At 46.7% G+C, this 13,453-nt stretch carries 16 protein-coding genes; all 16 read left to right on the top strand.

Features of this window, described 5'->3' with window-relative positions; genetic code table 11:
* The first annotated feature begins 5 nt into the window (after positions 1-5).
* The 16 genes from spoIIIAG (at position 6) to ahrC (ending at position 13,438) form a co-directional block, all read left to right on the top strand.
* Positions 6-644 carry a stage III sporulation protein AG gene (gene spoIIIAG / locus ACETMN_RS22375; protein ID WP_091018137.1) on the top strand — a complete coding sequence of 213 codons (639 nt, stop codon included), beginning with the start codon at positions 6-8 and terminating at the stop codon, positions 642-644.
* Between the two features lie 66 nt (positions 645-710).
* Complete coding sequence (locus tag ACETMN_RS22370) at positions 711-1,541, top strand: SpoIIIAH-like family protein (RefSeq protein WP_411735158.1); 831 nt, start codon at positions 711-713, stop codon at positions 1,539-1,541.
* Positions 1,542-1,680: 139 nt separating this feature from the next.
* Positions 1,681-2,145, top strand: a complete 465-nt coding sequence (gene accB / locus ACETMN_RS22365; protein ID WP_210110454.1) for an acetyl-CoA carboxylase biotin carboxyl carrier protein — start codon at positions 1,681-1,683, stop codon at positions 2,143-2,145.
* A gap of 55 nt (positions 2,146-2,200) precedes the next feature.
* Positions 2,201-3,544: an acetyl-CoA carboxylase biotin carboxylase subunit gene (gene accC, locus ACETMN_RS22360; RefSeq protein ID WP_091018133.1), complete on the top strand. Its 1,344-nt coding sequence runs from the start codon at positions 2,201-2,203 to the stop codon at positions 3,542-3,544.
* Positions 3,545-3,760: 216 nt separating this feature from the next.
* A complete protein-coding gene (locus ACETMN_RS22355) occupies positions 3,761-4,171 on the top strand; it encodes an Asp23/Gls24 family envelope stress response protein (RefSeq protein WP_017687593.1) in 411 nt (136 codons plus the stop codon).
* A gap of 146 nt (positions 4,172-4,317) precedes the next feature.
* Positions 4,318-4,857, top strand: a complete 540-nt coding sequence (gene amaP, locus ACETMN_RS22350; protein WP_017687594.1) for an alkaline shock response membrane anchor protein AmaP — start codon at positions 4,318-4,320, stop codon at positions 4,855-4,857.
* A 14-nt stretch (positions 4,858-4,871) separates the two neighbouring features.
* Complete coding sequence (locus ACETMN_RS22345; RefSeq protein WP_017687595.1) at positions 4,872-5,105, top strand: DUF2273 domain-containing protein; 234 nt, start codon at positions 4,872-4,874, stop codon at positions 5,103-5,105.
* Between the two features lie 222 nt (positions 5,106-5,327).
* Positions 5,328-5,780 (top strand): transcription antitermination factor NusB, encoded by a 453-nt coding sequence (gene nusB / locus ACETMN_RS22340; protein ID WP_017687596.1) that lies wholly within the window; start codon positions 5,328-5,330, stop codon positions 5,778-5,780.
* A 117-nt stretch (positions 5,781-5,897) separates the two neighbouring features.
* Positions 5,898-6,755 carry a bifunctional methylenetetrahydrofolate dehydrogenase/methenyltetrahydrofolate cyclohydrolase FolD gene (gene folD / locus ACETMN_RS22335; protein ID WP_017687597.1) on the top strand — a complete coding sequence of 286 codons (858 nt, stop codon included), beginning with the start codon at positions 5,898-5,900 and terminating at the stop codon, positions 6,753-6,755.
* A gap of 10 nt (positions 6,756-6,765) precedes the next feature.
* Positions 6,766-8,130 (top strand): exodeoxyribonuclease VII large subunit, encoded by a 1,365-nt coding sequence (gene xseA / locus ACETMN_RS22330; protein WP_210110444.1) that lies wholly within the window; start codon positions 6,766-6,768, stop codon positions 8,128-8,130.
* A complete protein-coding gene (xseB, locus tag ACETMN_RS22325) occupies positions 8,120-8,377 on the top strand; it encodes an exodeoxyribonuclease VII small subunit (protein ID WP_411735157.1) in 258 nt (85 codons plus the stop codon). Before xseA ends, xseB begins: the two co-directional genes overlap by 11 nt.
* Positions 8,352-9,275: a polyprenyl synthetase family protein gene (locus ACETMN_RS22320; protein ID WP_149846724.1), complete on the top strand. Its 924-nt coding sequence runs from the start codon at positions 8,352-8,354 to the stop codon at positions 9,273-9,275. The genes xseB and ACETMN_RS22320 overlap by 26 nt, the downstream gene beginning before the upstream one ends.
* Before the next feature lie 283 nt (positions 9,276-9,558).
* On the top strand, positions 9,559-11,466 hold the full coding sequence (gene dxs / locus ACETMN_RS22315; RefSeq protein ID WP_036614362.1) for a 1-deoxy-D-xylulose-5-phosphate synthase: 1,908 nt from the start codon (positions 9,559-9,561) through the stop codon (positions 11,464-11,466).
* Positions 11,467-11,488: 22 nt separating this feature from the next.
* The gene (locus tag ACETMN_RS22310) at positions 11,489-12,334 is read left to right on the top strand and encodes a TlyA family RNA methyltransferase (RefSeq protein ID WP_192134009.1); all 846 of its coding nucleotides are present in this window, start codon (positions 11,489-11,491) and stop codon (positions 12,332-12,334) included.
* An 84-nt stretch (positions 12,335-12,418) separates the two neighbouring features.
* Entirely contained in the window at positions 12,419-12,904 is a 486-nt protein-coding gene (locus ACETMN_RS22305; RefSeq protein ID WP_091018127.1) for a hypothetical protein, read from the top strand.
* 84 nt (positions 12,905-12,988) lie between these two features.
* On the top strand, positions 12,989-13,438 hold the full coding sequence (gene ahrC, locus ACETMN_RS22300; RefSeq protein ID WP_017687604.1) for a transcriptional regulator AhrC/ArgR: 450 nt from the start codon (positions 12,989-12,991) through the stop codon (positions 13,436-13,438).
* Positions 13,439-13,453 lie beyond the last annotated feature (15 nt).

Raw genomic sequence — 13,453 nt, 5'->3', positions numbered from 1 at the left:
GTCCGATGAAACAATGGTTCAAAAAGATGGAAACCTGGATGGGTGGTGGAGAGGGTGGGGCAAGGCGAAATCAAACCTTCCGCTGGCTGATTATCCTGGGTTTGATCGGGGTGGGAATCATGCTGTTCAATTCCTTCGTCAATGTCAAAAAAATTGATTCCGAAAATATCGGTCGGGAACCACCGGACCCGGCAACATCCATGGCATCCATACAGAGTGATCCGTCAGAACAGAATCCTTTTCAGGCGATCGAAATTGCATTTGAAGACAAAATCAAAGGTGTGCTGGAAAACATTGTTGGTGTGGGAACGGTTGATGTGATGGTTACCGTGGATTCCACAGAGGAATTAGTCGTTCAGCGGAATGTGAAGGATTCTCAGCAACTTACCGAAGAAACCGATGCTAGCGGGGGCAAGCGACATATGACGCAATATACCCGTGATGGCGAGATTATTACGTACGAAATATCAGGGGATCAGACACCTATAGTGACCAAAAAGCTCAAACCGCAGATCCGTGGGGTGCTTGTGGTTGCGAGGGGTGCAGAGAACAAGGTTGTGAAGGACCTGATAACCGATGCTGTGGAAAAAGGACTGAATGTGGCAGCCTACCGGATCTCGGTTGTACCGCGCAAACAAGACTAATCTGATGTGTTGAATCACAAGATTCAATTCTCATAAGATTGAAGCTAATTTGAGGAGGAAGTTCTAATGAATAACAAACGCCAAACGGTATGGCTCGTTTCCATGCTGAGTCTGATGGTCATTTTGTCCGCGTATTATCTGTTCACTGAAGATTCCGGTCCAGTCAACGCGCCGGTGGCTGACAGTCAGCAAGTGGATGGAATCAAGCAAGGGGAAGCCAAGGAGACGGCAGGCATTCTTGATCCTACAGAAGGTTTGGTTGTGAATGAGGTGGTGAATAGCGGCGAAGTTGAAAGTGATCCAAGTGCGGCTGGCGCTGTGGAAGAACCGGCGGCTACGGAAGGTAAAGAAGCTGGAAATACAGAGAAAACACCTGCTGTCGAACCAGGCGAGAATAAGGGTGAGGCAGGCAAAGAAACCAACAAAGAGACCGACAAAGGGGCAACAACAACACCGGAGACAGACGGTCAGGCAGGAGGCACTGCAACGAAGACAGATGAGGAAGTCCTCAAGGAAATGGAAGAGCAGAATACGACAGCATCTGCAAGCAGCCAGTTCCAGAACTACCAATGGCAGCGTGAAGAGAGCAACAATCGCAAGTATGAGGAACTGATGACCGTAGCAGGTGATCTGAGCAAAACGCCAGAGGAGAATGCCAAAGCAACGGAGCAACTCCGCACACTGGAAGAAAAAGAAGCTAAAATCACTGGCATTGAGGAGACGCTCTCTCAACAGTTCGCTAATGCGATCGTTCAAGAAGATGCCGACAAGTATAAAGTTGTGGTCCTCAGTGACAAACTGGATGTAAAACAGGCGGTATCCATTGTCGATCTGGTGATGAAAGAATTGGCGGTTTCACAGAACAAAATCAGCGTGCAATACGTCACAGAACAGTAATCCAAATCATGGAAATGCAGTCCCGGGAGCTGGTTGTACTCTCGGGCTCTTTCCATTTTTAACGATTATGATATAATACATAAAGCCATATGACCGTCCTAGTGAGACTGGCATGATGCCGAAGGAGTGAATAATGGAAATGTTTAAATTGAGTGAAATCAAAGAACTGATTAAACTGGTAGATGAAAGTTCCGTTCAAGAATTGGAAATTGAAAATGAAGGATCACGGTTATCGATCCGCAAACCGGGCAAAACGGAGTATATTCAAGCAGCTGCTGTGCAACCGCAAATGATTGCTGCTCCGCAAGTACAGCCGGCCGCAGTGGTAAGTGAAGCTGCACCGCAGGTCGATACTACAAGTCATTTACATAAAATTGTATCTCCGATGGTAGGTACTTTTTACAGAGCTTCCTCGCCGGAAGCGGGTCCTTTTGTGAGCGCTGGTGATAAAGTTGTTGAGAAAACAACGGTATGTATCATCGAAGCTATGAAGCTGATGAACGAGCTTGATGCGGACATCAAGGGAGAAATCGTTGAAGTGCTGGTTGAGAACGGACAGCTGGTCGAGTATGGGCAGCCCCTTTTCCTGGTGAAACCGGAATAACCGTTATAGCTGGTAAACAGCTAACCGCATGAGCTTCGAAGGAGGACAAAACGAAATGAAATTTCAAAAAATACTGATCGCGAACCGTGGAGAGATTGCGGTACGTATTATTCGTGCCTGCCGTGAAATCGGCATCTCAACGGTAGCCGTCTATTCGGAAGCGGACAAAGATTCTCTGCATGTTCGTCTTGCAGATGAAGCTTATTGTATCGGACCGACACTGTCTAAGGACAGTTACCTCAACTTCACAAACCTGATGAGTGTAGCCACACTGACGGAATGTGATGCAATCCACCCTGGTTACGGTTTTTTGGCGGAGAATGCTGACTTTGCAGAAATCTGTGGTTCCTGCAACATTACATTCATCGGCCCTTCACCCGAAGCCATTACCAAAATGGGAGACAAGGCTGTTGCCAAACAGACGATGAAAGATGCAGGAGTACCTGTTATTCCTGGATCAGATGGCCTTGTTGAAAATATGGATGAAGCCATCATGATTGCTAGAGATATCGGATATCCTATCATTATCAAAGCTACTGCTGGTGGCGGAGGTAAGGGAATTCGTATTGCCGAAGATGAAGAAACGCTGATTAAGCAGATTACCGCTGCTCAGCAGGAAGCACAAAAGGCATTTGGCAATGCAGGTGTATATCTGGAGAAATTCCTGACAGGTATGAAACACGTTGAAATTCAGATCATTGCTGATAAACACGGAAATGCAGCCCATTTGGGAGAGCGTGATTGTTCTGTTCAGCGTCGTCGCCAGAAATTGGTAGAAGAAGCTCCGTGTCCGATTCTCTCCGAAGATGTGCGCACACTGATGGGTGAAGCTGCGGTACGGGCTGCCCTTGCTGTGGACTACTCGGGAGCGGGTACATTGGAGTTCCTGCTCAGCCCGAATGGCGAGTTCTATTTCATGGAGATGAATACGCGTATTCAGGTAGAGCACCCGGTAACCGAAATGGTTACTGGCGTGGATCTGATCCGTGAGATGATCTCGGTAGCGGAAGGCAACCCACTTTCATTCCGTCAGGAAGACGTGGTTATCAATGGCTGGTCCATTGAATGTCGTATCAATGCAGAAGATCCGGACCGTAACTTTATGCCATCACCAGGCAAAATCGGATTCTACCTTGCACCGGGTGGACCTGGCGTTCGTGTAGATAGTGCTGCTTATCCGGGTTATACCATTTCACCTTTCTATGACTCCATGATCGCAAAATTGATCGTGTGGGGAGCGAATCGTGAAGAGGCGATTGCCAAGATGAAGCGTGCGCTTGGGGAATTTGCAATTGAAGGCATATCTACAACTATTCCTTTCCATCAGAAATTGCTGGAGCACCCAACGTTCATTCGTGGTGACTTTGATATCAAATTTCTTGAAGAAAACGAGATTTAAAAGGTATATTGGGCTTGTTTGTCATAATGTAGCCCAAATGATATAGTATGAATAATAAGAGCGCATGTCTCCTGCAAAGGATAAGCCCGCACCTCGCGGATGTTTGCAGGAGTTCCGGTAAAGCCGGACCGGAAGGGTCTGAAGGTTGATTAACCTGAGTCCAGCGCCCTGACGGATGGCCGCAAACTTATCTCGCGAAAGGTGTGTTGAACAGTTATGAGTACACTACCGACTGAATTTGAACGAACGGATATCGGTGAAATCCAGATCGCACCTGAAGTTATTGAAGTGATTGCTGGATTGGCGACCCTTGAAGTGAAAGGTGTTGCAGGCATGAGTGGCGGATTCGCTGGCGGATTTGCTGAATTGCTTGGTCGCAAAAACCTTTCCAAAGGCGTTAAAGTTGAAGTGGGCCAACGTGAAGCTGCAGTTGATGTTTCCGTAATTATCGAGTACGGATACCGTCTGCCACAGGTAGCTACGGAGATTCAACAGAACGTGAAACGTTCCATCGAGAACATGACAGGATTGAATGTGAATGAAGTGAATGTGCACATTCATGACGTTCAGTTCAAGAGCACCGAGAAAGTGGAAGAGATCGACCTGAACAGTCAGCGTGTAAAATAAAAGAAGACAGATTCCCCCGGCATCATCTGCCGGGGGTTATCCCGTCTTGGACAGGTCTTCATTATAGCGAAAGCTAGATGAGGATCTGATTTTTTGCTAGTGAACAGGTTAAGTCATGTTAGTGAGCAAGGGAGGCTGTGCAGTTCGTGGCTAAAATACTGGATCGGCTTCTGTTGTTTATATACAGCATAAGCGTTGGAGCAATATCGGCAGCCGTCATTCTTCTGATTAGCGGTGTGCTGCCTTACGAATTGAATTACCAGCAGGAACAAAACGTTATTGTTGCGTCGGTTATTGCAGCAGCGATTTTGTTTATCCTGAGTTTGCGATTTTTCTACATCTCGGTTCGGCGTGAGCGTGCATCGTTGCCGTCTGTAGATCAACGTACTGAGTTTGGTGATGTACAGATTTCGATGGAGACGATTGAGAATCTCTGTTTGAAGGCAACTTCCCGTTTCCGGGGAGTACGTGATGTCAAGGCACGCATACGTGTGGTTGAGTCAGGACTGGAGATTATGATCCGTGCAGTAGTGGATGGTGAGACACCTATTCCTGCGCTGACTTCTGATCTGCAAAAGGCGATTCATGATCATGTACAAGAGATTACGGGCATCCCGGTTTCTTTTGTCACGGTGTATATCGCTAATGTGACCCAGTCGCCTAACTACAAGAGTCGAGTGGAATGAGGTGAGTTTCACTGATGCTGTGGAAAGAGATTTGGGATAGTCACAGAGGCCGAATTACCGGAATTATCGGCGGCATCTTTTTTGGGTTTCTTTATGTATGGATCGGTTTTTGGGATATGTTGTTCTTTGCACTCTTGGTGTTCATTGGTTATACGTTAGGCAGACGAAGCGATTCGAAGCTGGGTTCGTCCATTCCCTGGAGGGAGTGGGGACAATGGCTGGGCGATCGCTGGCGTCCGTTTAAGTGACCTACCTGAACCCTGCAATATGTTTCTTCCGAAAATAGAGCTGTAGTTTAGGTTGCCCGTTTTTTGGAGGAAACGTATTGCAGGTTTTTTTGTGAAAAGGGATAACAATAACAATACCGTGTAATCCATCGATCTAACCGATACAGGATTTGATGAGATGGATGCATGGATTATAAAATAAGCATGATGACGCTCCAGGCGGAGCGCTGCAGGAGGCAGGACATGAAAAGACGTTTGGCAAGGGAAATTGCAGTACAAAGTCTGTATCAGATGGAAATGAATGAGGTAGGTGCAGCAGAAGCTGTGAACATGTTGATCAATGAAGCTGCTGAAGATAATGAAACTGAAGTAGTTATCCGCGATGCAGATGTAATGCGTACTTATGTTACTGAGATTGTACAAGGAGCCTGGAACAATAAGGAAGCCATTGACGGTTTGCTTGTGGATTATTTGAAAGGTTGGCAGATTAGCCGTCTGTCACGTGTAGATCGCCAGATTCTACGACTGTCCACGTATGAAATGGTGTTCCGTGATGACATCCCGGCAAAGGTATCTGTCAATGAAGCGATTGAACTGTCCAAATATTTTGGTACAGAAGAATCCGGTAAATTCGTCAATGGTGTACTTGGACGCATGATTCAGGAAGTTGACGCCATTAAAGCAAAATTATCTTAAGTTATGATTAATTATAGTGTGTGTTCAAAAAGACCGGTTTTCAGTATCCTTCGTAATCAAAAGCGGGCTTTTTGAACAACCTCTAATTTTATATTCACATAAGGGAGAGAGAGTACAATGACAGCATCTATTATTAACGGTAAAGAAGTATCCCAAGAGATCCGCGCAAGCATGACAACAGAAGTAAAACAGCTTAGCGAACAGGGGGTAGTACCTGGTCTGGCTGTTGTGCTCGTCGGGGAAGATCCGGCATCCCAAGTCTATGTGCGTAATAAAGAAAAAGCATGTCACGACCTCGGTTTCTACTCCGAAGTGCATCGCTTGGATGCAGATACGTCCCAAGAAGATCTGCTTGCGCTGGTGGACAAGCTGAACAATCAACAATCCATTAACGGAATTTTGGTGCAACTCCCACTACCGAAACATATCGAAGAGAAAGCGGTTATTGATGCAATTGCCGTGGATAAAGACGTAGACGGGTTCCATCCAGTCAATGTTGGTAATCTTGTTATTGGGGACGATAGTCTGCTTCCATGTACCCCAGCGGGTGTAATTGAACTGATCAAGCGCACTGGATTGGAAATGTCCGGTAAACATGCGGTAGTCATCGGAAGAAGCAACATCGTTGGCAAACCGGTATCCCTGTTGCTCCAACGTGAGAATGCGACAGTAACCATGTGTCATTCCCGTACAGCCAACATGAAAGAAATTACACGCCAGGCGGACATTCTAGTTGTAGCCATCGGTCGTGCAAACTTTGTGGATGCTGATTTTGTGAAACCGGGTGCTGTGGTTATCGATGTCGGCATGAACCGTTTGGAGAATGGCAAACTGGCAGGAGACGTTGATTTCGAGAGTGTGAAAGAAGTTTCTGGTCCAATTACACCCGTTCCAGGTGGTGTTGGTCCGATGACAATCACAATGCTGATGCAAAATACATTGATCGCTGCCAAGCGCGCTCACGGATTGGCCTAGGGTTTTGTCTGTGGCAGATCAAAAGATCTACTCCATCAAAGACCTGAACCGGTATATTCGAATGAAACTGGAATCGGATCAGGTCCTGTCGGACGTTTGGCTACGCGGGGAGATTTCGAACTTCACACATCACTCCAGCGGCCATATGTATTTTACATTGAAGGACAAGGACAGCCGGATTAAGTCGATTATGTTTGCGTCCCATAACCAGCGATTACCCTTTGTACCGAAGGAGGGTGCAAGGGTTATTGCCCGTGGTAATGTCTCGGTGTATGAACGGGATGGGCAGTATCAATTCTACGCTACCCAGATGCAACCGGACGGAATTGGAAGTCTGTATCTGGCTTACGAACAGCTGAAGAAAAAGCTTGAGGATGAAGGGTTATTTTCACCTTCGCGAAAAAGACAGATCCCTCGTTATCCCCAGACCATCGGGGTTGTAACTTCACCGACGGGAGCGGCGGTACGGGACATCATGATCACACTCCAGCGTAGATACCCTTCTGCCAAAGTTGTTTTGTATCCTGTTCTGGTCCAAGGCAAAGGTGCAGCACCTTCCATTGTCAAAGCCATTGGCAACTTGAACCGGATGGGAGAAGCCGATGTACTTATCGTTGGACGCGGAGGCGGTTCACTGGAGGAGTTGTGGGCCTTTAATGAGGAGATTGTGGCAAGAGCAATAGTCGCTTCGGATATTCCTGTCATTTCTGCGGTTGGGCACGAAACGGACTTTACTATTGCTGATTTTGCAGCCGATTTGCGTGCGGCTACACCTACAGCAGCAGCTGAATTAGCTGTACCTAATCGAGCTGAGTTGCTTGATCAGATCGGACAACGTCAGCGCCAGTTACAGCACAGCTTACGTCAGCGTGCTGTACATAATCGTGAACGGCTCGCAAGATTACAGCGTTCGCCAGTGCTGGTGCATCCAAGACGTACGTTGATGCAGCATACGGAACGACTGGATATGATGCACCAACGGCTTTTGAGAACAGTGGATACGCGCATGAAATGGACAGGAGAGAAGCAGGAGCGTCTGCGGGCAGCACTGCAACGATTCAATCCTCGTGAGCAGGTCAATGCAGCACGCCGTGAGAATGCGGCAGCACGCAGACAACTGGAACTTGCGATCAGGTCTATAACCAGATCGAAGCAGCAACAGTGGAAATCATCTGTGCGGCATCTGGATGCGCTTAGCCCGCTTAAAGTCATGTCACGGGGATACAGCCTTGTCTATGATGAGCAAGAACAGCGATTGATCAAGTCAACGAAGGATGTACAGCCTGGAGATTCAATTAAGATTAAATTAACAGACGGACAGCTGGACTGTCAGGTTTGGGGAATGAAGGAGGACGACAATACCCATGGCGAATGAACCGGAATTGAATTTTGAAGAGGCGATGGCGGCATTGGAAGACATCGTAGGTCAGCTGGAACATGGTGATGTTCCGTTGGAACAGGCCATCGATCTGTTTCAACGCGGGATGAAGCTTTCGCAACTTTGCGGACTGAAACTGGAACAAGTGGAACGCAAGATCGAGATGATCGTAGAAGAAGATGGAGAGCTTCGCAAGAAGCCTTTCGGAACTGCTTACGATGAGAGCGGTGAAGTCCATGAGTAATCGTCCTTCGTTTCAAGCATACCTCGAAGAGGTTACAGCTGAGGTGACAGAAGCGTTGAAACACACGCTTCCTGTTCACTGGGATGTACCCCAATCGTTGTCGGATGCGATGCAGTACTCACTCATGGCCGGAGGTAAACGCCTTCGTCCCCTTCTGGTCGTTGCTGCGGCGGAAGCCTTCGGTGCACAGCGTACAGCTGCAATGCCGGTAGCCTGCGCCGTGGAGATGGTTCATACGTATTCACTGATCCACGACGACCTGCCTGCTATGGATAATGATGATTACCGCAGGGGAAAATTAACGAATCATAAGGTATATGGTGAGGCAACAGCCATATTGGCAGGTGATGCGCTGTTAACCCATGCTTTTTATAGCATTGTTCAAGCTGGACGCCGTAGTGGTGTGGCGGCAGATGCGCTGCTGTCCATCGTAGAGGACATGTCCGAACTTGCTGGAGCAAGAGGCATGGTCGGCGGCCAAGTTGCGGATATGGAAGGTGAGCAAGGCATGACTGATCTTTCACAGCTCCAATATATTCATTTGCACAAAACGGGTGACCTGATTGTTTTCTCACTCATTGCTGGAGCACGAATTGGTGGAGCAACGGAAGGACAATTGGAAGCCTTACGTGTGTTTGGCCGTGATTTGGGGCTGGCGTTCCAGATTCAGGATGATATTCTCGACCTGACGGGTGACGAGCAGAAGATGGGCAAAAAAACACAGAGCGATGTGAATCAGCAGAAGGTAACGTATCCTTATTTTATTGGCATGGACGCTTCTCTAGATGAAGTGAAATCCCTTACCCAATCTGCAAAAGATGCACTTGAAAGAGCCGAGTTACCTGATGCATCCAGATTGCTGGAAATTGCAGATTATCTGATGAGTCGAGACCATTAGATTCGAATAAAACGCGTTGTTTCAAAACCTGTATAACCGTGTAATAAATGTAATGTCCTTTTTCCGAGTAGATGGAAAAAGTCTGTCCCGAGTGGATGCGGGAATACATATGGAGAAGAATTTTAAATAACTTGCTGGCGAGAATGCTCGTTATCGGGAGTATAGTGCAGTAAATTATGATTCTTGTTCTTTTATGTTATAATGATTTAATGTCATTTGATTCATCATGTATATATCGATTTACAACAATAACTAAACAATCTAGGAAAGCGGGGAGATTCTCGTGCTGCTTCCACAAATTAAACAACCCAGTGATCTAAAGTCGATGTCTCAGGATGATCTTGCCCTTTTGTCGGCAGAGATCCGGCAGTTTCTGATTGAGAAACTGTCTGTTACAGGTGGGCATCTCGCACCCAACTTAGGCGTGGTTGAGCTCACGGTAGCCCTGCATTACTGCTATAACAGTCCAGCAGACAAAATGATTTTTGATGTAGGGCATCAGGCTTATGTGCACAAAGTTCTGACAGGACGTATGGACCGCTTTGATACATTGCGTCAACATAACGGCCTGTGCGGGTTTGTCAAACGCAACGAAAGTGAACATGATGTATGGGAAGCTGGACACAGCAGTACTTCATTGTCCGCTGCGATGGGGATGGCCCTTGCACGTGATCTGAAGGGTGAGGACAACCAAGTTATCGCGATGATTGGTGATGGAGCGCTTACAGGTGGTATGGCTTTTGAGGCTCTCAATCATATCGGTCATGAGCAGAGAAAACTGATGGTTATTCTGAATGATAATGAAATGTCCATTGCTCCAAACGTTGGGGCCATGCATAAATATTTGAGCAAAATTCGTTCGGATCGTCATTATCTGAAAGCGAAAGATGATGTCGAGGGCATGCTTAAAAAAATTCCTGCTATTGGGGATCGTTTGGCCAAATCGGCAAGCTGGATCAAAGATAGTGTCAAATATATGATGGTACCAGGTGTTCTTTTTGAAGAACTGGGCTTCACGTATTTGGGTCCAATTGATGGACACGATATTCCCAAATTGATTGAAACCTTCAAACAGGCTGATAACGTTGATGGTCCTGTGCTCGTTCACGTGCTCACGACCAAAGGCAAAGGTTATCAGCCAGCAGAAGCCGATTCACACAAGTGGCACGGGATTTCTCCGTACAAAATTGAATCCGGTCAAGTGCTGAAAGCTGTGGGGAAACCGATGTACACGGAAGTGTTTGGTCAAACGTTAATTGATCTTGCGAAGCAGGATAAGCGGGTCGTAGCTGTAACGCCAGCAATGCCTACAGGATCAGGTCTCATTCCTTTTAGTAAGGAATTTCCTGACCGCATGATTGACGTAGGGATCGCAGAACAGCATGCGGCAACCATGTGTGCTGCACTGGCTATGGAAGGCTTGAAGCCGGTCTTTGCCGTGTATTCTACGTTTATGCAACGTGCATATGATCAGATCGTACATGATATTTGCCGACATAACGCTAACGTGATGTTTGCCATTGACCGTGCCGGGTTTGTTGGTCCGGATGGGGAAACACATCAAGGGGTGTATGATGTGGCATTTATGCGTCATATTCCAAATATCGTTCTGATGATGCCAAAAGACGAAAATGAATTGCGTCATATGATGAAAACGGCGCTTGATTATAATGAAGGTCCAATTGCTTACCGTTATCCACGAAACAATGTGGTCGGTGTACCTTTGGATGATGTACTTGTTCCGATTCCAATCGGATCATGGGAGCAACTGCGTCCATCGGAGGGATATGCTGTCATCGCTTCAGGATCGATGGTGCAGCTTGCAGAAGAAGCAGCGGAGATGGTGAAGCGGGAAGGTATCACAGCTGGCGTAATCAACGCTCGCTTCCTGAAACCTCTTGACGAGCAAATGTTGCGTGATTTAGCTGTTCGAGGCACCAAATTGATTGTACTTGAAGAAACATCCCAAGCAGGCAGCATGGGTAGTGCAGTGCTGGAATTTTATGCAGAACAGGGACTGCATGATGTTCATGTACAATTGATGGGGATTCCGGATCGCTTCATCGAGCATGGCAGTATTAAGGAACAACGTGAGGAAGTGGGTCTTACCGTTGAAAATGTATGTGCTGAACTGCGCAAGATGGCTGTTCAATCATCTTATGGCATACCCAAAACACGTTTTCCTTCGTAAATTTACATGATAGGAGACAGACATGTCACTCCCGAAAGAACGAATTGATGTTCTGCTGGTTGAGCAGGGCTATTATGAAAGTCGTGAGAAGGCAAAAGCTGCAATCATGGCTGGACTGGTATATGCCAATAATGAGCCGATCGAAAAGGCGGGCATGAAAATTCCAAGGGAAGCCGAGCTGAAAGTTAAAGGCTCGGTACATCCCTACGTCGGCAGAGGCGGATTAAAGCTCGAAAAAGCGATCCGTCATTTCGGCCTTGATATGAATGGACTTGTCATGCTCGACATTGGTTCATCCACCGGTGGATTTACGGATTGTGCACTTCAGCATGGCGCATCTCACGTCTACGCTATTGATGTGGGGTATAATCAGCTCGACTGGTCTTTGCGTAATGATAAGCGGGTTACTGTTATGGAACGAACTAATTTCCGCTATGTGACTCCTGAAGATCTGACGGGACCCGTGCCGAACTTTGCGAGCATTGATGTGTCGTTCATTTCACTGCGAATCATATTGCCGCCACTTCTGGCTCTTTTGAAACAACCTGCAGATATCGTTGCATTGATTAAACCTCAATTTGAGGCAGGGCGTGAAAAAGTAGGCAAGTCCGGTGTGGTACGTGATACGAAGGTACACAAGGATGTATTGCAGACGATGCTTCATTTTGCCAGTCAACTTGGTTTGCATCTGCAAAGTTTAACTTTTTCACCGATAACCGGTGGAGAAGGTAATATAGAATTTCTCGCACATTGGCGTCTGGAAGCACCAGAGGCAACACAACCAGAGATCGATCCAGCTTCACTTGACGCACTTGCGGAGCAAGTTGCAAAGGAAGCAGCTCATACATTTACGGGAAACTCATCATAAGATGGGTTTCTTTTCGCTGGAAAGGTGATTGAGGTAAAGGGAAATCGTTACTGAACCTCGAATATGTCTTCGAGGTGAGCGATAATGGATGGTCAATATGACACAATCGTTATAGGTGTACTTGCTGTCTGTTTGATCTTGTGGCTGTTCTTTGGCTTGCGTAATTGGGTGAACCGACCGACGCCGGTAAGCTTGTCTGGAATGCAACTGAACGTGAAGATTCAGGACTCCCCGGCCTTGGATTTGCTTGAAGCACAGGGTTACGAAGTCATCGGTGGCAAAATGAAAGTCCCTCTGGCTTTTGAGGCCAATGAATCCGTTTATTACAGCAGATTATTCATTGATTATGTTGCAGAACGTGAGGATCTCAGATACCTCGTGAAAACGTCTCGTCGCAGACAGCCAATTGAAATGACCGGCCCTGCGCTAAGGGATCGATTCCTCAATTACCTGTTGTTATATCCTGGCTGTGAAGGATTGCTGTATGTTGACGTGGAGGATTCCGATATTAAGTTAATCAGGCTCATGGACTATCAGGAAGATGTGTATGATGGGGATGATCTGGACTAATATAAAAGAATGAACATTGCAGGGCAAAGTCTGCGGCGAATTACAAATGCTGCTTTATTGCAATACATTTAACTGGAGGCATGTATGAAAGGACAAAGGCACATCAAAATTCGTGAAATCATTAGTCAAAATGAAATTGAGACCCAGGATGATCTGGTTGAAGCACTACGCAAATCAGGTTTTCAGGTGACTCAGGCGACGGTATCCCGGGATATCAAGGAACTTCTGTTAATCAAGATTCCGATGGATGACGGAAGATACAAGTACTCTTTGCCGACAGATCAACGATATAATCCGATTCAAAAGTTGAAGCGTGCACTTGTTGACAACTTCTTGCACATTGATCACACAAACAATCTGGTTGTGATGAAATGTTTGCCAGGAACAGCCAACTCCATTGCAGCTCTGCTTGATAATATTGAGTGGAATGAAGTCATGGGCACGATCTGTGGAGATGACACCATTCTGATTATCTGCCGGACTGAAGGTAACAGTGTGACCGTTATTGAGCGGATCATGGGTTACATTGCTTAATCAATGGTTCAAAAA

This window comes from Paenibacillus sp. M2, from assembly GCF_046713495.1.
Classification (GTDB): Bacteria; Bacillota; Bacilli; order Paenibacillales; family Paenibacillaceae; genus Paenibacillus; species Paenibacillus amylolyticus_B.
Note: the sequence above shows the minus strand (reverse complement) of the source record. Positions and strands in the feature narration are given on the sequence as shown.